The 19,430-nt window shown below is 57.4% G+C and carries 18 protein-coding genes and 1 pseudogene; 14 read left to right on the top strand and 5 right to left on the bottom strand.

The window, feature by feature from the left end:
- Positions 1-4 precede the first annotated feature (4 nt).
- The gene (locus tag E2F43_RS06025) at positions 5-1,486 is read left to right on the top strand and encodes a sodium/proline symporter (protein ID WP_238946760.1); all 1,482 of its coding nucleotides are present in this window, start codon (positions 5-7) and stop codon (positions 1,484-1,486) included.
- On the opposite strand, the gene E2F43_RS06020 is transcribed toward E2F43_RS06025, so the two are convergent.
- Complete coding sequence (locus tag E2F43_RS06020) at positions 1,483-1,827, bottom strand: UrcA family protein (protein WP_133210567.1); 345 nt, start codon at positions 1,825-1,827, stop codon at positions 1,483-1,485. The two genes, E2F43_RS06025 and E2F43_RS06020, sit on opposite strands and share 4 nt — an antisense overlap.
- A 291-nt stretch (positions 1,828-2,118) precedes the next feature.
- Here E2F43_RS06020 and E2F43_RS06015 point away from each other — a divergent pair, with 291 nt between their 5' ends.
- The 9 genes and pseudogenes from E2F43_RS06015 to E2F43_RS05980 all read left to right on the top strand — a co-directional run bounded on the left by E2F43_RS06015 (position 2,119) and on the right by E2F43_RS05980 (position 9,854).
- The gene (locus tag E2F43_RS06015) at positions 2,119-3,387 is read left to right on the top strand and encodes an MFS transporter (protein WP_133210565.1); all 1,269 of its coding nucleotides are present in this window, start codon (positions 2,119-2,121) and stop codon (positions 3,385-3,387) included.
- A complete protein-coding gene (locus E2F43_RS06010) occupies positions 3,384-3,956 on the top strand; it encodes a mechanosensitive ion channel family protein (protein ID WP_133210563.1) in 573 nt (190 codons plus the stop codon). The genes E2F43_RS06015 and E2F43_RS06010 overlap by 4 nt, the downstream gene beginning before the upstream one ends.
- Positions 3,957-4,024: 68 nt before the next feature.
- Positions 4,025-4,807 carry a mechanosensitive ion channel family protein gene (locus E2F43_RS06005; protein WP_133210561.1) on the top strand — a complete coding sequence of 261 codons (783 nt, stop codon included), beginning with the start codon at positions 4,025-4,027 and terminating at the stop codon, positions 4,805-4,807.
- On the top strand, positions 4,785-5,606 hold the full coding sequence (locus tag E2F43_RS06000) for a CBS domain-containing protein (RefSeq protein ID WP_133210559.1): 822 nt from the start codon (positions 4,785-4,787) through the stop codon (positions 5,604-5,606). The genes E2F43_RS06005 and E2F43_RS06000 overlap by 23 nt, the downstream gene beginning before the upstream one ends.
- A complete protein-coding gene (locus E2F43_RS05995) occupies positions 5,603-6,889 on the top strand; it encodes a magnesium transporter (RefSeq protein ID WP_133210557.1) in 1,287 nt (428 codons plus the stop codon). The genes E2F43_RS06000 and E2F43_RS05995 overlap by 4 nt, the downstream gene beginning before the upstream one ends.
- 192 nt (positions 6,890-7,081) lie before the next feature.
- Positions 7,082-8,005, top strand: a pseudogene (locus tag E2F43_RS05990) (ATP-grasp domain-containing protein); the annotation flags it as partial.
- Positions 8,006-8,296, top strand: coding sequence for a cation:proton antiporter regulatory subunit (locus E2F43_RS19190; protein WP_420820766.1), 291 nt, complete (start codon positions 8,006-8,008; stop codon positions 8,294-8,296).
- Between the two features lie 2 nt (positions 8,297-8,298).
- Complete coding sequence (locus E2F43_RS05985) at positions 8,299-8,760, top strand: ATP-dependent zinc protease family protein (RefSeq protein ID WP_133210553.1); 462 nt, start codon at positions 8,299-8,301, stop codon at positions 8,758-8,760.
- Positions 8,761-8,795: 35 nt separating this feature from the next.
- Entirely contained in the window at positions 8,796-9,854 is a 1,059-nt protein-coding gene (locus tag E2F43_RS05980) for a succinylglutamate desuccinylase/aspartoacylase family protein (protein WP_133210551.1), read from the top strand.
- Positions 9,855-10,161: 307 nt separating this feature from the next.
- On the opposite strand, the gene gyrB is transcribed toward E2F43_RS05980, so the two are convergent.
- From gyrB to dnaA, 4 genes are all read right to left on the bottom strand, one after another.
- Positions 10,162-12,582, bottom strand: a complete 2,421-nt coding sequence (gyrB, locus tag E2F43_RS05975; protein ID WP_133210549.1) for a DNA topoisomerase (ATP-hydrolyzing) subunit B — start codon at positions 12,580-12,582, stop codon at positions 10,162-10,164.
- A gap of 21 nt (positions 12,583-12,603) precedes the next feature.
- On the bottom strand, positions 12,604-13,731 hold the full coding sequence (gene recF / locus E2F43_RS05970; protein WP_133210547.1) for a DNA replication/repair protein RecF: 1,128 nt from the start codon (positions 13,729-13,731) through the stop codon (positions 12,604-12,606).
- A gap of 37 nt (positions 13,732-13,768) precedes the next feature.
- On the bottom strand, positions 13,769-14,872 hold the full coding sequence (gene dnaN / locus E2F43_RS05965; protein WP_133210545.1) for a DNA polymerase III subunit beta: 1,104 nt from the start codon (positions 14,870-14,872) through the stop codon (positions 13,769-13,771).
- 79 nt (positions 14,873-14,951) lie between these two features.
- Positions 14,952-16,394 carry a chromosomal replication initiator protein DnaA gene (dnaA, locus tag E2F43_RS05960; RefSeq protein ID WP_133210543.1) on the bottom strand — a complete coding sequence of 481 codons (1,443 nt, stop codon included), beginning with the start codon at positions 16,392-16,394 and terminating at the stop codon, positions 14,952-14,954.
- A gap of 520 nt (positions 16,395-16,914) precedes the next feature.
- Here dnaA and rpmH point away from each other — a divergent pair.
- The 4 genes from rpmH to yidC are packed head-to-tail and all read left to right on the top strand — an operon-like array spanning position 16,915 to position 19,391.
- Positions 16,915-17,049, top strand: a complete 135-nt coding sequence (gene rpmH, locus E2F43_RS05955) for a 50S ribosomal protein L34 (protein WP_082850157.1) — start codon at positions 16,915-16,917, stop codon at positions 17,047-17,049.
- Between the two features lie 15 nt (positions 17,050-17,064).
- Positions 17,065-17,448: a ribonuclease P protein component gene (gene rnpA, locus E2F43_RS05950; protein WP_133210541.1), complete on the top strand. Its 384-nt coding sequence runs from the start codon at positions 17,065-17,067 to the stop codon at positions 17,446-17,448.
- Positions 17,448-17,675 (top strand): membrane protein insertion efficiency factor YidD, encoded by a 228-nt coding sequence (gene yidD / locus E2F43_RS05945; protein WP_133210539.1) that lies wholly within the window; start codon positions 17,448-17,450, stop codon positions 17,673-17,675. Before rnpA ends, yidD begins: the two co-directional genes overlap by 1 nt.
- 15 nt (positions 17,676-17,690) lie before the next feature.
- Complete coding sequence (gene yidC / locus E2F43_RS05940; protein WP_133210537.1) at positions 17,691-19,391, top strand: membrane protein insertase YidC; 1,701 nt, start codon at positions 17,691-17,693, stop codon at positions 19,389-19,391.
- Positions 19,392-19,430: the final 39 nt, after the last annotated feature.

Raw genomic sequence — 19,430 nt, 5'->3', positions numbered from 1 at the left:
TCCCTTGATTGCCTCGTTTCTGATCTTCCTGGCCATGTTCACCCTGATCGGCCTGTCTTCGGCTTTCAAAAGCCGCGGCTCCCGCCACGACTACTACCTGGCAGACAGCAGTGTAGCGCCCTGGCTGGTCGGGCTTTCTGCGGTTGCCACCAATAACAGCGGTTATATGTTTATCGGTGTCATCGGCTACACCTACGTTACCGGGTTTGCCGCCTTCTGGCTGATGTTCGGGTGGATCGCCGGGGACTTCCTGGGCTCACTGCTGGTGCATGGCAGACTGCGTGCGGCGACCGAGCGCACCGGTGAAGTGAGCTATGCCGGCGTACTGGCGAACTGGTATGGCAGCTCCAATGATCGCCTGCAACGGGTGATCGGCGCGATATCCCTGCTGTTCCTGCTGGCCTATGCCGGAGCCCAGCTGGTTGCCGGATCCAAGGCTTTGCACGTCCTGTTCGGCTGGCCGGAATCCACTGGAGCCATTCTTGGTGCCATACTGGTGACACTCTATTGCTTCGCCGGCGGTATCCGGGCTTCCATCTGGACGGACGCCGCCCAGTCCATGGTAATGATCGTCGCAATGGCCGTGCTTTTTTACGTCGCCACAGACGCCATGGGCGGCCTGACGGCTTCGTTATCCAGCATGCGGGCCATTCCCGGCTTCACCGACTGGTTCCCCGACGACCTGCTACTGCCCGGTTTCGGCGGCATGGTGCTATTTGTTCTGGGCTGGATGTTTGCCGGACTGTCGGTTATCGCCCAACCCCACGTTATGGTTCGCTTTATGACCCTCGATAGTTCCGGTCACATGCGGCGGGCAAGAATCTGGTATTACCTCTGGTTTACCGCCTTTTACAGCCTCGCCACCTTTGTCGGGCTACTGTCGCGAATCTACCTGGGTGACACCGCGTCTTTCGATGCCGAACTGGCGCTACCTGCCATGTCTCTGGAGCTGCTGCCACCGGCACTCGTCGGGCTTATCCTGGCGGGGGTTTTCGCCGCCACCATGTCCACCGCGGACTCGCTTGTTCTCAGTTGTTCGGCCGCGATAACCCACGACCTGCTGCCCCACCGCATTGAGCGGACCATCGTCATCAAGGGTACTACCATCGTCATCACCCTGTCGGCGCTGGGGCTGGCGCTCATTAACAGCCAGAGTGTGTTCAGCCTGGTCATCATGGCCTGGTCGGCTCTGGCCAGCGCTTTTGCGCCACTACTCCTGGCGCTGTGCCTGAACTGGAAACCCTCACAAGGGCTCAGCCTGTGCGCTGTTGCCACCGGTCTGGGTACCGCACTTGTCTGGCGCTGGCTGGGCCTCGAACACTATATCTATGAGGGGTTACCCGGAATTATGGCCGGCCTGGTTGTACTCTCCCCAGCTGGCCTGCGCTGCGCGCTGGAGAGCTGGAAAAATGAAGGGGCACTGCCTCCGCAAGCAGTGCCCCTGAGTGACTCCCGCCAGGGGTTGCAGGGGTCAGGAAACGATTAGTCGATGGTCGCGACGTGGTCCGCTCCAAGCTTGCTCATGGCAGACTCTATCGCCTGTTCAACACAGGACTTGTTCTTGCTGACCCGCATCAGGCTGCCGACTTCACGGTAGTCTGTAGGCCCGCAGACCGCCTCGGCCGCGTTCTCGATCCGACGCTCTACCCGGGCTCGTCCCTGGGCGGTTGCCAACTCGCCACGGTCATAGGTCACAGTTTTTGACGGCACCGCTGAGCCGTGTACAAATGTCTCATTCATTGTCCCGGCTGCGGCGTGTGACGAAAGCCCCGCGGTCAGAGTCAGTGCAGCAACGGACAGAACGGTTTTCATCGCATTGTTGTTCATGGTGTATCTCCCTACAGTAATCCGGCCACTTGCCGTTTGAGTACCAGCTCAAGAACTCTTGCGCTGGTGTTGGGATTAACACTAGGTGAAAGACTGTGATAGAAAAACCGTGATTCGTTGAGCGACAGCGTTCAGTCGGCGAATGGCAGGGTAGCTGCGACGAATGGTGGACGACCCGCGCAGGCCGCGGCCGCATATGGGCACACCGCGCGAAAACAGGTATGAAGTACCCACAACCCATCGTATTATCGGCGGCCCGATTGCCGTTTTTGAGGTGAAGGAGAGCCGTACATGAAAGTATTGCTTACTGTCAGTTCCCTGCTGCTATCAACCGCGTTGCTGCTGGTCGGGCACGGCATGCAGCTGACCCTTTTGCCACTGCGGGCCAGCGCCCTGGGCATGCCCGAGTGGCTGATTGGCCTCAGCGCTTCCAGCTACTTTCTCGGTTTTATCGCTGGCTGTCTCGGTGTACCGCCCATCATTGGCCGGGTCGGGCACATTCGCTGTTTTGCCGTGCTCGCAGCGGCGTTGGTCAGCGCCCTGTTGTTACTGGAGATGATCAATGCCTGGCAGGCCTGGCTCGTGTTGCGATTCATTACCGGGCTCGCCATCTGTGGTCTTTATGCGGTCATCGAGAGCTGGCTGACCAGCCAGTCAACAGCAGACACCCGCGGCCGCATTCTTGCGATCTACACATTCATTACCCTCTTGGCCATGACCGCGGGGCAGTTTCTGATCAACGTCGGGCCGGTGGACAGTTCGCTACCCTACACCCTGGCCGCGGTCTTCATTGCCCTGGCTATCATCCCGGTGGGGCTTACCCGGCGCATCATCCCCAGCCCGGTCCAGCAGACCCAAAGCGGTTTCAGCCTGCTGTACTCTCGTTCACAGACAGCCTTTGCCGGGGCGTTGCTGTCCGGTCTGGTGATGGGGAGCTTCTGGTCGGTGGGGGCCCTGTTTGCCAGCGAGATCGACGGGTCCTATGAATATGTCACCTGGTTCATGAGCACCGCCATCATTGGCGGGGCGATATTGCAATACCCTCTGGGCTGGCTCTCCGACCGCATGGACCGGCGCTACATCCTGATCCTGCTCTGCCTGGGGGCTGCCGTCAGCTCGGTAGCGGTGGCCATGGGCACCGCCCAGACCTGGTTTCTGGCCGCGGTGTTCCTGTTCGGGGCCATGGCCATGCCGATATACGCTATTTCCCTGGCCACGGCCGCGGATGTCTGCTCCAGTGAAGAGTTTGTGGCCATAGGTACGTCGGTATTGCTGCTTCACTCCATCGGCGCGGTGGTCGCTCCGGTCGCAATGGGCCAGATTATGGGCGTATTTGGCTCAGCGTCGATGTTCTGGGCATTCGCGGTCCTGTTTCTGCTGTTTTCAGCGCTACTCTATGCCCTGTTGCGGGTGCCGCGCACGGTCACCGTAGCAGAACAAACCCCCTTCGAGGCTGCCGCTGCGGACATGGCGCCAAACACCTTCGAGCTGGACCCACGCTCTTCCGATGAAGATGAAGAGACCACTGCCCCGGAAACGGAGAAGGAAACTGCCCAATGAAATTGATCTCGCTGTTGTTATGCCTGCTGGTTTACCTGTTCCTGATCCGGGCGATGGGAGCTACGTTCAGGCGCCTGGGGGAAAGCAAACAGGTTGCTGCCGTGAGAGTGAAATACCTCAGCAAAACCGCCAATATCGCCCTGTTTACCATTTTTGTATTCGTGATCTGCCTGGTTATGGGGCTCGGCTACAGTGAGGTTTCGCTATTCCTTTCATCCGTATTTGCGGTGGTCGGCGTCGCCATGTTCGCCCAGTGGTCTATCCTCAGCAATATCACCGCCAGCATGATTATTTTCTTCGGCTTTCCCTACCGGGTGGGCGACCGGATCAAGGTCACCGATGCCGACTTCGACATTTCCGGTACGGTCGAGGAAATCAGCCTGTTTCACGTCCTTCTCCGCACCGAGGCAGGCAACATCATCACCTACCCAAACTCCCTGATCCTGCAGAAGCCGGTTATCAAACTGGAGCGTGGTAACACCAGCTTCCCCAATAAACTGTTCCCACCCCCACCTCCGGCGAAACACAGCAGTATGCGCCAGCAGATACGGGAAAAATCGCAGTCCTGATAAAAGGCTGGCGCCCACAGGGGCCAGTGGCTAGTATCAGTAGGGCCTGAGCCAAAAAGGAACCATACATGGTGTCCGACCTGTTTAACGAACAACCGGAATTGCTGGCGATCCTCATAGCAATCTCGGGATTCCTGCTGGCCAGGTTGTTGTCGGGACTGGTGGACCGCTGGCTGATGTCGCTGGAAGGCTATCTCCGGCGCCGGGCGCCCTCGCGGCTGGATAAGCTGGATCTGAGGGCGCTGCGCGGCATCGCCCAGGGCGCAGTCTACTACGGCACCCTGGTGCTGTTCCTGCTGGCGGCGTTACAAACCCTGCGCATCTCGGTCGTCAAGGAGTGGCTGGGGCTGTTGTTGCAGTATGTGCCACAGTTACTGCTGGGCGGCCTGATTATTCTCTCCGGCTATCTGCTGGGACTGGTGGTGCGCAGCCTGCTTGCCGGGTTGATGAGCGTCGGCACTGATCACCTGGTACCGCGATTCGCCCAGTTGATTGTGGTCACCGCCGCGATCCTGACCGGCCTGGCCCAGACCGCCATCGATATATCCTTCATCTCCAACGTGATGGTCATCCTGCTGGCTTTCTTTTTTGGCGGATTGTCGCTGGCTTTTGCCCTGGGCAGCCGTCAACTGGTGGAAAACCTCCTCGCCCGGCGCTCACTGGACCGCTACCGGATCGGAGACAACATCCGCATCGACGGCAGCCAGGGCAAAATCGTCGAGATCCTCAGCACTGCCGTGGTTATTGAATCGGGCAAGGGTCTGGTGACCATCCCTACCGCCCGCTTTATGGACTCGGAAGTCCTGCTGGTTAAAGAAGACAGCGAGAGTGAATCCAGTGCAGCTGGATGACCACTTGTTGTTGCAGTTCGCCGCCGAGAAGCCAGAGGAAATGGCGGCTCTGCTCACCAGTCACGAGTTGCCGGAACTGGCGGCGCTGATTGAAAGCCTGCCGCTGGCAACGGCGGCGGGGCTGATGGCCTGCCTTTCCAGTTGGCAACTGACCGGTCTGCTGCGAACGCTGGATCCTGCCCTGGTTGGTCGCTTGCTGCTGATTGCCCAGGGCAATGACGCCATCACACTGGCTTCACATCTACAGGAGTCCCGCTATTCTGTGGTGTTGGCCACCGTCCCGCCAAGGCAACGCCGGCCGCTTTATGAATTGCTTGAGTTTCCGACGCACAGTGTCGCCTCGCTGGTAACCAAGGAGTTCATTCGGGTTTCAGAGACCACCATATGCGGCGACTTTTGCGAGCAGCTGTCGGCAAACACCGATACCACTCCGCGCACCGTCCTGGTGGTTGATGATGAGGGAAAGTACCTCGGTATTCTCAGTTTGCAGGCGGTGATCGCCCGCAAGAACCGGCCCCTTCGAGTGGGGGATATAGCCGACAGCGTCGAGGCGCTAAACGGCTTCACCAATGTCCGCACCGCACTCTCTGCCCGGCAGTGGATGCAGTACTCGGAACTGCCCGTGGTCGATGGCAGGCATCGGGTGATCGGGGTAGTGAGCCGGGCGACCGTTACCCGGGTAGCAGGGGACACCGATACCGTGTCCTTTAACCTGGAGCAGGTGTTTTCAGAGCTGGCCAATGCCTACCTGGATGTGTGTGCTCGCATGCTCGAATCCATACTGGGTAAGCAGAAATGAACCTCGCCGAAGAACTGCGGGAGCATTATGTGCGGGAATTTCCCGCTGATGCCGCCCGCGTTGTAGAGCAGCACGCTCTGCCCCCGGACGAAGTAGCGCAATTGTCTGACGAGGGCCTGACCCGCTTGCTGGAATATGTTGATCCCGGCCGGCTCAAACTCATGTTCACCGCGCTCGACACCGAGCGCAGGGCCCGTGTTCTGCAGCTGGCCGACATCCGGACCGCGCTGCTGATTCTCCGCAGCCTCAGCGAGGAGGAACTCGACGCAACCCTGCATAGCCTCCCTAAAAGCCTGCAAAGCGAATTCCGGGAGCTGCTGGAATTCCCCGAGCGTACCGCCGGCCGCTTCATGGACAAATTACTGGCCCGTTACCGCGCCGACCAGACTGTGGGTGAGGCACTGGCTGTATTGCGCAAATCGAAAGCACAACGGGTGCGCTCACTGTATGTGGTAAGCGAAGACGACGTGCTGGTGGGTCGCGTCGACCTGCAGGACATGGCCCTGGCTGAGCCCGATACCCTCATGTCGGAGATACTCAACAGTGTAACCGCAGTCGCCAACCTGACCTCGACCGAGGAGGACCTGGTGACCTTGTTCGACCAGAGCAAGGTGGATTCGATCCCTGTGGTCGACCACGACCAGAAACTACTCGGCATTATTCGCTACGCCAACCTGTTCCAGGCGGCGGAGGAAGCCGCTACCGCCGGTATCCAGCGCATGGTGGGAGCGAGCGCCGACGAACGGGCCCTTTCACCACCCCTGTTTGCGGTAAAAAGACGGCTGGTCTGGTTGCACATCAACCTGCTCACCGCCTTTCTCGCGGCCTCTGTCGTCGGCCTGTTCGAATCCACGATCGCCCAGTTTACCGCGCTGGCAATCCTCCTTCCCGTGGTGGCCGGCCAATCCGGTAACGCCGGGTCACAAGCACTGGCGGTCACCATGCGCGGGCTGGCCCTGAAAGAAATAAATACCCTCCACTGGCGCCAGGTGCTGACCAAGGAAGTTCAGATCGGCCTGATCAACGGCGCCGCGCTGGCAATCACCTGCGGACTGGGGGTCTGGGCCTGGAGCCAGTCCTTTGGATTGGCCGTGGTCATCGCCATCGCCATGATCACCGCCATGGTCATGGCCGGTATTTCCGGAGCACTGGTACCCATGGTATTGTCGAGGCTGGGCCAGGATCCGGCGACCGCATCTTCGATTATCTTGACCACAGTGACCGATATTTCCGGCTTTATGGCGTTCCTGGGTACCGCGACACTGCTGTCGAGCATTATCTAGGCCACGAATAACCTTGTACCAGACAACCAAAGCCCGCGGTCGATTGATAAATAATGCCGAAACTTCAGCATATGCAAACCAAAGATCCTGTATCAGACTCGCCGACCGCAATCGGCCCTGGCTCCGGTCTATACAGCGTCACCACACCGTGCGCGTAACCACGGTAAATTCACCACAATCGGGTAACCCTAAATGAAACTAGCGATACTTTCCTGCAGCCCCAACGCCTATAGCACCCGGCGGCTTAGAGAGGCAGCCGAACAACGGGGTCACAGGGTCAAGGTGCTCAACACACTCAAATTTGCCATAGATCTTGATCGCGGAAGCCCGGAACTCTACTTCCGGCAGAAGCGACTGAGTGAATATGACGCCGTTCTGCCGCGCATCGGCGCATCCATTACCTATTACGGTACGGCGGTTGTGCGTCAGTTCCAGGAAATGGACGTGTTCTGCGCCAACACCGCCCACGGTATTGCCAACTCACGGGACAAATTGCGCAGCCTGCAGATCCTGAGCCGCCATCACGTGGGCATTCCCCGGACCACGTTTGTCCGCGACAAAAAGGACGTGTTGCCGGCCATTGATCGCGTTGGTGGTGCGCCCGTTGTCATCAAGCTGATCGAGGGCACCCAGGGTATCGGGGTATTGCTGGCGGAGTCGGTGAAACAGGCAGAGTCCATCATCGAACTGCTGCAGAGCCAGAAACAGAACGTGTTGATCCAGAAGTTTGTCGCCGAGAGTAAGGGCAAGGATATTCGCGCCTTCGTGGTGGGCGACCGCGTGGTCGCCGCCATGCGACGGGTGGCGCAAGGCCAGGAGTTCCGCAGCAATGTGCATCGCGGAGGGATTGCAGAACCGGTTGAGCTGGATGAGCAATACACCCAGACCGCGGTCCGCTGCGCACAGATACTCGGATTGCGGGTGGCCGGTGTCGACATGCTGGAAGGCAAGGACGGTCCGCAGGTCATGGAAGTGAACTCTTCACCCGGGCTGGAGGGTATTGAGACGGCCACCGAACTGGACATCGCCGGCGCCGTCATTGACTACATCGCGGCGCAAGTGGATTTCCCCGAAATCGACCTGCGACAGAGGCTCACCGTCAGTAAGGGTTATGGGGTGACTGAAATCTATGTACCTGAAGGCTCGAAGTTTGTTGGTCAAACCATTACCGAAACAAAACTCTGGGAAAACGACGTCAACGTGCTCACCCTGTACCGGGGTAACAAGGTAATTCCAAACCCCAAGGAAACCCGGCTGCTGGAACCCGGCGACAAGCTGCTGTGTTTCGGTAAAATGGAAGCCATGCGGGACCTGATTCCGGCACGCACCCGGCGCAAACGCAGCCCGGTCGTACAGGAACTGGATACCCAGGTGGAAACCACGGCAGATTCCTCGACAAGAGCCTAAGTATGAACGCAGACAAGGTCATCCTGGGCTGGCGAGAGTGGCTTGGCTTCCCAGACCTCGGCATTTCGAGTATCAAGGCGAAGGTAGATACCGGTGCCCGCACCAGCTGTCTGCACGCGTTTTACGTTGAGCCCTTCGAACGCGAGGGGGCCGACTGGATTCGTTTTGGCATCCACCCCAATCAGCGGGATAACGAAACCGAAGTGCACTGCGAGGCAGCGGTGAGGGACAGGCGGGTTGTACGCGATTCAGGAGGTCACGAGGAAACCCGCTACGTGATTGAAACCACGATCACGGTGGGCGATCAGCGCCTTTCAGCGGAAGTCACCCTGACCGACAGGGATTCGATGAAATTCCGGGCCCTGCTGGGTCGCACCGCCATTCGACGAAATTACCTCGTGGACCCGGGCCGCTCTTTTGTCCAGGGTCGGCGCAAAAAGCGAAAGCCCGGGCGGACGGGCTAAGCTTGCATTGATCCAAACTGGAAACTAACAACGCCATGTCAGATCTGGAAATCGGTGGTTTCGAAATTTTGCCCGGACAGCGGCAAACCATACGCTTGCCGGTGGCCGCTATGTACACCCATGACGACCTGTCGATTACAGCGCAGATCATCCGCGGTAAAAAGCCTGGACCTATCCTGTTTATCAGCGGCGCCATTCACGGCGACGAAATCAACGGGGTGGAGATTATCCGCCGGGTGTTACAACATCGCGCGCTGAAGAGTATCCGGGGCACTTTGATCGCCATTCCCATTGTGAATGTTTACGGCTTCATGCATCACACAAGATATCTTCCCGATGGGCGCGACCTGAACCGATCTTTCCCGGGTTCGGCCAAGGGATCGTTGACGGGGAGGGTGGCGCACACTTTCCTGACCGAAGTCGTCAGTAAATGCACTCATGGCATTGACCTGCACACGGGCGCCCGGCATCGAAGCAACTTCCCGCAAATCCGCGCCGATCTCGATGACCCCCAAACGCTGGCAATGACCGAGGCATTCGCCGTCCCCCTGGCCATCGACGCCAAAATCCGTGATGGATCCCTGCGTGAGTGCGCCGGCGATGCCGGCATTCCGGTCATTCTGTACGAGGCCGGTGAAGCCCTCCGCTTTGAGGAGGTCTACATCCGGGCCGGGGTTACCGGCGTTATCAACGTCATGCGCAGTATCGGTATGCTGCCCAAATCGCGCAGCAAGAAGACACCGGCTGCACTCATCGTCAGCGACCAGACCAGCTGGTTGCGATCACCGGACAGTGGCGTGTTGCGCACCTTTGTTCCCCTGGGCGCCAAGGTAGAAAAAGGGCAGGTGATCGCTGTGGTCGCCGACCCCCTGGGCACGACTGAAACCCCCATCGTGGCGACTACCCATGGCGTGGTGATTGGACGCACAAACCTGCCACTGGTTTACGAAGGCGACGCAACGTTTCACATCGCCCAGTACGGCCGCAAAGTGAACAAGGTTGAAACCCAGGTGGAAAAGTTTCAGGAAGAACACCAGCCGGAAAGCGATGTAACGATGCAGGCAGATGCGGTTGGCGAAGTGCCCATTGCCTAGGGCAGGGGAAAGTCGCGGTGACATCCAGCAGGCAAGCTCACGTGACATTTGCGAAGAGCCGTGAGTGGTTCTGATCCGAATGGCAAGCTAAAGCAACGACGCAACCGCCGCCTTGGCGGCGATGATTCTCCAATGGCGCCTGTTGCCTCCCGATTGAGATCACTCCCCCATCCACGAGACACGATGCGGGCCTCGCCCGGTTCATGGCTCCAGGCGATGCCGGCATTGACCGGAAGTGCCGTTATCGGTGCCCGGAATTCAGCGGCCGGGCGAGTATCTCAAGTTAAGCACGAATCGCTACTGAAGATCACACATCCAGGTTCGCTACCGACAGCGCATTCTGCTCGATAAAATCCCGGCGAGGCTCCACGTTATCGCCCATCAGGGTAGTGAAGATCTGGTCGGCGGTAATGGCATCCTCGATGGAGACCTGCAGCATGCGCCGTACTTCCGGGTCCATGGTGGTCTCCCACAGCTGGTCCGGGTTCATCTCACCCAGGCCCTTATAACGCTGGATGTTATAACCTCGACGAGCCTCGGCCATCAGCCAGGTCAGGCCCTCGGCAAAGCTCTGGGTGTGCAGTGTTTTATCGCCGCGCTGGAAATATCCCTCGTCTTCTATGAGGGTATTCAGGGTTTGGCCCAGTTCAACCAGGCTGCGATATTCGCCAGAGGAAAAAAATTCGTGGTGGTACTCGGTTTCGGTCTCTACGCCATGAGCGAGCAGTTTCACGACCGGGAAGTACAGGTTACGCTCCTGGTCCTTGCGCACCACCACGTTGTACATGGCAGCGCCAGACTCTACCGATAGTAAGCGCTCACTTATCTGGTCGGCGAATCGGGCTACGGCCGCTTCATCTTTCATCTCATCAACGTTGAGGGAAGCGCCATAGACCATCTCCCACAGCACTTCGGGAGAATACAGCCTGGACAGGCGATCAATGGTTGCCGCGACGGCGCGGTACTGGTCCACCAGTGCCTGTAACGCCGAGCCGGAGATCGGCGGTGCGTCAGGATTGACAAAGATTGACGCATTTTCCAGGGCGGATTGGGTCAGGTACTGGTTCAACGCCTCGTCATCCTTGAGGTACTGATGCTGCTTGCCCTTGGCTATCTTGTACAGGGGGGGCTGGGCAATATACACGTGACCGCGCTCGATCAGCTCCCTCATCTGGCGGAAAAAGAACGTCAGCAGCAGGGTGCGAATATGTGAGCCGTCGACGTCCGCGTCGGTCATGATAATAATGCTGTGGTAGCGTAACTTGTCCGGATCGAACTCCTCCTTGCCAATCCCGCAGCCCAGAGCCGTCACAATCGTGCCCACTTCCGCGGAGCCCAGCATTTTGTCGAAGCGGGCCTTTTCGACATTGAGAATCTTGCCCTTGAGGGGCAGGATCGCCTGGAACTTGCGGTTGCGGCCCTGCTTGGCGCTGCCGCCGGCGGAGTCACCCTCTACCAGGTAAAGCTCCGACAGGGCAGGGTCCTTCTCCTGGCAGTCCGCCAATTTGCCGGGCAGGCCAGCGATATCCAGAGCACCCTTGCGCCGGGTCATCTCCCGGGCCTTGCGAGCCGCTTCCCTGGCACGGGCAGCATCCAGCATTTTGCCAACGACTGCCTTCGCTTCCTGGGGGTTTTCCAGCAGGTAGTCACTGAACCTCGCGTTCATGGCCTGCTCCACGGCGGTTTTCACCTCCGAGGAAACCAGTTTGTCCTTGGTCTGGCTGGAGAACTTGGGGTCCGGCACCTTCACCGAAATAATAGCGGTCAGGCCTTCACGGGCGTCGTCGCCGGTGGTGGAAACTGCGGCTTTTTTCGCCAGGCCTTCCCTTTCAATATAGGCATTGAGGTTTCGGGTGAGTGCCGCGCGGAACCCTGCCAGGTGGGTACCACCGTCGCGCTGGGGAATATTGTTGGTGTAGCAAAGTATGCTCTCCTGGAATGAGTCATTCCACTGCAGGGCAACCTCCACGCCAATGCCCTCATCCGTATCCAGTTGAAAATAAAAGGGTTTGTTGATCGGTGTCTTGTTCTGGTTGAGGTAGTCCACGAAGGCCCTGAGCCCGCCCTCGTAGTTGTAAAGCTCTTCCTGACCACTGCGCTCGTCTTTCAGGGCAATACACACCCCGGAGTTGAGGAATGCCAGCTCTCGCAGGCGCTTGGCCAGTTGCTCGAAGTGAAACTCTATGTTGGTGAATGTTTCACCAGAGGGATGAAAGCGGACAGAAGTACCGGATGAGTCGGTATCACCGATGATTGCCAGGGGTGCATCCGGCACGCCATGGCGGTAAGTCTGCTCGTAGAGTTTACCTTCCCGGCGAATGGTCAGTACCAGCTCGGAAGACAGTGCATTCACCACGGAGACCCCCACGCCGTGCAGACCCCCGGATACCTTGTAGGTATTGTCATCAAACTTACCACCGGCGTGCAGCACGGTCATGATAACTTCCGCGGCGGAAACCCCTTCATCGTGCATTTCTGTCGGGATGCCACGCCCGTCATCACCCACGGTGACAGATTCATCCGGGTGAATGACGATATCAATCCGACTGCAATGGCCCGCCAGGGCCTCGTCAATGGAGTTATCCACCAGTTCAAACACCATGTGGTGCAGGCCAGTGCCGTCATCGGTATCGCCAATGTACATACCGGGGCGCTTCCGTACCGCGTCCAGGCCCTTCAGTACCTTGATGCTCGATGAATCGTAATTGTGCTCAGTTTCTTCGCTCATGAATAACTCTCGTTGTATCTTCTATTTATCAATGGCCGAATCACCCGTCTGAACAGGCGTGACTTCACCATGTTCCACGTGGAACATGGCCAACGCCGGTTGATCGTGGTCAGGCCATACATCCCCAATATCCCGCTGTTGTACACAGGTGATGAACACCTGGGCCTGCATGGATGCCAGTAATTCACACACCAGGCCGCAGTGCTCCCGGTCGAGTTCAGATGGCAGGTCATCCACCAGGTAGGTGCAATGGCCTTTGCCCATCTCCGACATCAGTTGTCCCTGAGCCAGCTTTAACCCGCAAACCACGAGCTTTTGCTGCCCCCTGGACAGGGTGTCTGCCGCGCTGTGGCCGTCAGTCAATACTCTGATATCTGCTCGCTGGGGGCCCACATGGGTGTAGCCCTGTTCGAGATCAGAGTCCGTGCTGTTCACCAGGGCCTCCTGATAACTCAGCTGCTTATCCCAGCCCCTTCTGTAGCGCAGCTCCAGTCCCTGCAGGGACGGGGCTAACCGGGCCATAATCGCGATAAACCGGGGCAACAGTAGCCTGAAATAGGCTTCCCTGTACTGGCTGAGGGCCTCCCCGGACTGGGCGAGCTCACGCGTCCACACGGACAGCTCTTCGGACGCCATTTTAACACGGCGCAGCAGCATATTGCGTTGTTTTATTCCGCGCTGAAACCGCTGCCACTGGTCAAAAAAACGATGTTCCACGTGGAACACTCCCCAGTCCAGATAGCGGCGCCGGGCGCCGGGTGCGCCCATCAACAGGTCAAAGCTATTGGCATTGATCACCTGTAGGGGCAGGTACTCGACCAGTTCGGCGACGGTCCTCACCGGGGTACCGGCAATTTTGATCCGGACTTCGCCGGATACACTCCGCTGCACACCGAGGGTGGTATTTCCTGGCCTGAGCGCACCAAAAACCGTGCACGACTCCTCGCCATGGCTGACCAGGGACTTGATACTGCCGCGAAAGGAACGGGCCATGCCCAACAAATGAATAGCCTCCAGGACACTGGTTTTACCACTACCATTGTGCCCGAAGAAGACATTAACTCGCTGAAATTGGTCCAGCCTGATTCCCTTGAGATTGCGTACCTGGTTAATCTGCAGACGGGAAAGACTGGTATTGGCGGCTGGCATCAGCGCTCGGCTGGAACGGGGGGAGGGGATGCGCCCTCTAGAGGCGCATGGGCATTACCACGTACAGGGAATCGCCCTCATCAGACTCCTCCAGCAGTGCGCTGCTATTGGGATCCGACAGGGACAACTTGACTTGCTCACCACTCAATACCGCCAGCACATCCAGCAGGTAGCTGACATTGAAGCCCACCTCCAGTGCTTCTCCCTGGTAATCCACCGGCACGGCTTCCTCGGCTTCTTCCTGCTCCGGGTTATTGGCGACAATATCGAGGCTGTTATCCGTCAATTTGAGGCGCACACCGCGGTACTTTTCGTTGGACAGAATCGCGGTGCGGGTAAAAGCCTGGCGGAGTTCCACACGGGATCCAAGCACAATTTTATTGGGCGAGCGGGGCAGTACGCGCTGGTAATCGGGAAACTTGCCGTCCACGAGTTTGGAAGTAAAGGTGAACTCATCAGTGGTCGCCCGAATGTGGTTGCTGCCGATGACAACGGCAATGTCCTCTTCCTCTGCCAGCAGCAGTCGCGCCAATTCCAGCACGCCCTTGCGGGGAAGAATAACCTGGGCGTCCTCACTGGAATCGACTTGCTCGGGCAGGGTACACAGGGCTAGCCGGTGGCCGTCAGTAGCGACCACTTTCAGTTGCTTGTCTTTCAGCTCCCAGAGCATGCCGTTGAGGTAATAGCGCACATCCTGCTGGGCCATGGCAAAACCGGTGCGATCAATCAGGCGCTTGAGTTGGCCCTGCTTGATCGTAAACTGATGGGTTCCCATGCTGTCTTCCACATTGGGGAACTCGCGGGCCGGTAACGTGGAGAGGGTAAATCGACTGCGGCCCGACTTGACCGTAACCTTGCCATCTTCCGCGGCAAAACTGATTTCACTGCCTTCCGGCAATGATTTACAAATGTCCACCAGCTTGCGAGCCGGCACGGTGAGCTCTCCTGACTCTCCGGCGGTCGCCAGTTGAACGCGGCCCACAAGCTCGACTTCCAGATCGGTGCCCGTCAGGGACAGGCGATCATCCTCCAGCACCATCAATACGTTAGCCAGAATCGGTAAGGTCTGGCGGCGTTCGACCACACCGGCAACCAGGTTCAAGGGCTTGAGAAGGGCGTCCCGCGAAACAGTGAACTTCATATGCGTTGTTATTCCTCAACACGAAAAAGCCGTGGCCGGCCATTTAATTATAAAACAAAACTTCTTTCCCTCTTCTACCTCAGGTAGTGAGCGATCGCAGCAAATTCTTATAGTCTTCGCGAATATCTGAATTGGTTTCACGAAGTTCCTTGATTTTACGACATGCATGAAGAACTGTCGTGTGATCTCTGCCTCCAAAACTGTCGCCAATTTCCGGCAGGCTGTGATTGGTAAGTTCCTTGGCCAATGCCATGGCCACCTGGCGAGGCCGGGCCACCGATCGACTGCGACGGCGGGACATCAAATCCGCTACCTTGATCTTGTAATATTCCGCCACGGTACGCTGAATATTATCCAGGCTGACCTGTTTGTCCTGCAGGGCCAGCAAATCCTTGAGGCTGTCCTTGATCAGGTCAATATCGATGTTTTTACCGGTGAAGTGAGCACTCGCTATCACCCTTTTGAGCGCGCCTTCAAGCTCCCTGACATTGGAGCGAATTCTCTGGGCAATAAAGAACGCGGACTCCGGGGGCAGATCAATGCGTGCCTGGGTGGCTTTTTTCATCAGAATTGCAACCCGGGTTTCCAGTTCCGGAGGCTCTACCGCGACAGTCAGGCCCCAACCGAAGCGCGATTTGAGTCGCTCCTCGAGACCATCGATTTCCTTGGGGTAACGGTCGCAGGTGAGAATCATCTGCTGCCCCCCTTCAAGCAGCGCATTGAAGGTATGAAAAAATTCTTCCTGCGAGCGGTCTTTTTTGGCAAAAAACTGAATATCGTCGATCAGCAGCGCATCCACCGAGCGGTAATAACGCTTGAAATCACTGATGGCATTCAGTTGTAGCGCTTTTACCATGTCGGCCACAAAGCGTTCAGAGTGCAGGTACACGATCTTGGCATTGGGTTTGGTGCGTTTGAGTGCATTACCAACGGCGTGCATCAAGTGCGTCTTGCCGAGACCGACCCCACCATACAAAAATAACGGGTTATAGGAATCGCCGGGGTTCTCCGCCACCTGCCTGGCTGCCGCCAGCGCCAGCTGGTTTGACTTACCCTCGACAAAATTATCGAACGTGTAGGTATCCACCAGGTTTTGCTGGTGTTGCAGTGATCCTTCGATTTCCGCCTGCCGCTCGCCATTATGGCCGCGGCGCAAAGCATAATTGCCACTGCCAATGCCGCCGCTGGACACCGCCGAACCGGATACCGCCGGTGGCATATCGTTCGCCACCGGCATGGTTGCCGGTGTGAGCGCAGCAACCGGGGAAGCGGACCGGGCCTGGCCGCCTATTTCCAGTACCACGTCCAGGTCGCCCCCTGGCTCCAGTTCCGCCAACAGCTCGGAAATCCGCTGGGCGAATTTGTCGGACACGAAATCCTTGATAAACCGGTTGGGGGCAAAAAGTGTCAGTGATTGTCCGTCGGTACTGGCCTGTAACGGCCTGATCCATGTATTGAACTGCTGTGAAGGCAATTCATCCTGGAGTCTGTCGACGCATTGCTTCCATACCACGCCAGGCAAAACTTTCCCCTTGAGGCGCCCAAGAACGCGCGCCTGCTCTCGTCAGATTATGATTCAATTTATTTTTTCACCGATCTGATTTTCCCCTGATCGGTGGAGAGATAATACTCCCGCTTTCGCCACTTATCCACACATATTTTCCGCCTCTATTAAAATTTTTTATTCTTTTATTTCAATACTTTATTGTGTTTGAGGCTATTTTTTGACCAACCCAGCAAAAATATATTTTGATAACTTTATCTGTGGATATCCTGTATACAACTACTGAAAAAATTGTGGGGCGATGGCTGTAAGCCGCGAGCTATCTGGGATAGGTCGAAGAGACGGGCTGGCATCGGAACCGGGTTCAAAATTTGCCGAAAGAGCGGCAACACTACCCCAAACGGCCCTTAAAAAAAGCAGCCACCTGCATTGTATTAACACCGGCATTTCAATAGAATACCCCACCTTTTTTCAGGCCAGTGGCTGTTCCCTTTGCGGAATACCCAGGCCCACCACATCAACCAATTGGAATAGAGTCATGAAAAGAACATTTCAGCCCAGCGTACTGAAGCGCAAGCGCACCCACGGTTTCCGCTCCCGCATGGCCACCAAGGGCGGTCGCGCAGTCCTGAATCGCCGTCGCGCCAAGGGCCGCAAGGTCCTGTCCGCTTAACGGACACCACTCTGGGTGGGTGCTGACTACAGTTTCGGCAAAGCCAGGCGCCTACTCAATGCCAAAGATTACAGCCGGGTATTTGACGGCGCCGAGGCGAGAGCCTCGCACAAGCAATTACTGCTTCTGGCACGAACCAATAATGAACCCGGGCATCGCCTGGGTTTAGTTATAGCCAAAAAAAATGTCCGGTTGGCGGTGCAACGTAACCGGATAAAACGGATAGCACGGGAAGTATTCCGTCACCTGCCTCCCTCCGAACCGCCACTGGACGTCATTTTACTGGCCCGGCGCGGCTTGGATCAGTTGGATAATGCAGAGCTATCAACTATATTGCGGCAGCAGTGGCAGAAACTGATCCGCCATGCGTCCCAACCCAGCCAAGGCATGGAACCCTGATGCGTCGCTTCTTTATCTACCTTATTACCTGTTACAAGGTCCTGCTGAGTCCATTCCTGGGCAACAACTGCCGTTTTTATCCCAGTTGCTCCAGCTACGCCCAGCAGGCCATCGCCGAACACGGGGTAATAAAAGGAAGCTGGTTGGCAATCCGCCGCCTGTCTAGATGCCATCCCTGGCATGAGGGGGGCATCGATCCGGTGCCTCCCTGCAGCCACTCACACTAAGCCACAGATATCACTATGGATTTGCAACGCTCATTGCTTATTGGCGCGATCGCCGTTCTCTCCTTCATGCTGCTCACCGAATGGGTTGCCTTCAAGGACGAGAGAACCCAGGCGGCAGATGCCCAGACGACCCGCCTGATTGCCAATGGAGACTCCCAGCCCGCTGAACTTCCCGGGGTTGTCGATGAACCGGTGTCCGTCAATGACGAGGATGTACCAACAGCCCCGCAATCAGCTGCGTCGACCGACACACCTGATACCCCCAGCACTGCCACGAACACTGGCCGCATCGTTCTGGTCAGGACCGATAGCCTGCAGCTGGCTATTGATCTGCAGGGTGGTGACATCATAGAGCTGGCCCTACCCCGACACCTGGAAAAAATTGATAACCCCGATATTCCATTTGTGTTGCTGGAGCAAAATGAACAGCGCACCTATATTGCCCAGAGCGGCCTGATCGGCACCAACGGTATCGACAGCAATGGAAGGGCGACTTTCACCGCCAGCGCAGACAGTTATGAAATGGCAGCAGGCCAGGACAAGCTTGTGGTAAACCTGCACTGGCAGGGTGAGGGTGATGTGAATGTCACCAAGCGCTTCACTTTCACCCGGGGTGACTACCTTGTCCAGGTGGACTACCTGGTAGAAAACAACAGCGACAGTCGCTGGCACGCCAACCTGTTCGGCCAGATCAAGCGCGACAGCAGTCCAGCGCCGTCAGACAGCAACTCCGGTATGGGCATGCAACCGTTTCTGGGGGCTGCCATCACCCAGCCGGATGAGCGTTTTACCAAATTCAGCTTCGAAGACATGCGCGAAGAGCCCTTCAAGGCACAACTGCCCGGCGGTTGGATTGCCATGTTGCAACACTATTTTCTCAGTGCCTGGATTCCCAACGCCGAGCAGAGCCATACCTACAGCACCCGGGTGACCTCTGCCGGCTTTAATATTGCCGGCTTCACCAGTCCCGCGCTGACTCTGGACCCGGGTCAGTCCGGTCAGACCGGCGCCCAGTTTTACGCCGGCCCCAAAGACCAGTACCGCCTTGCCGAGATCTCCCCCTACCTGGACCTGGTCGTGGACTACGGCTGGTTATGGTGGATCGCCCAGCCACTGTTCTGGTTGTTGAATAAAATCTTTGCCCTGGTGGGTAACTGGGGTGTGGCCATCATCCTGCTGACCGTTCTGGTAAAGGCAGCCTTCTTCAAGCTCTCCGCTACCAGCTACCGGTCCATGGCGCGCATGCGCAAGGTACAACCCAAAATGATGGATATCCGCGAGCAGTACGCGGACGACAAACAAAAGCAGTCCCAGGCCATGATGGAGTTGTACCGAAAGGAAAAGGTCAATCCCATGGGGGGCTGCCTGCCTATCCTGGTGCAAATGCCGGTATTCATCGCCCTGTACTGGGTATTGATGGAAAGCGTCGAACTGCGCCATGCACCTTTTGCCCTGTGGATTAACGACCTGTCGGTGATGGACCCCTACTTCGTCCTGCCTGTACTGATGGGCGCCAGTATGTGGTTCATGCAGAAACTCAACCCGCCGCCCACTGACCCCATGCAGGCCAAGATCATGCAGTGGCTGCCTATCGTATTCACCTTCTTTTTCCTCTGGTTCCCTGCCGGTCTGGTGCTGTACTGGGTGGTCAACAACCTGTTGTCCATGGCCCAGCAATACGTGATCACCAGGCAGATCGAAAACGCCGAAAGCTGAGCCGCCGGATTTCCGTCAGGCAGCGGAACGGTATACTGT

The organism is Seongchinamella unica, assembly GCF_004354085.1.
In the GTDB taxonomy this organism is placed as follows: domain Bacteria; phylum Pseudomonadota; class Gammaproteobacteria; order Pseudomonadales; family Halieaceae; genus Halioglobus; species Halioglobus unicus.
Note: the sequence above shows the minus strand (reverse complement) of the source record. Positions and strands in the feature narration are given on the sequence as shown.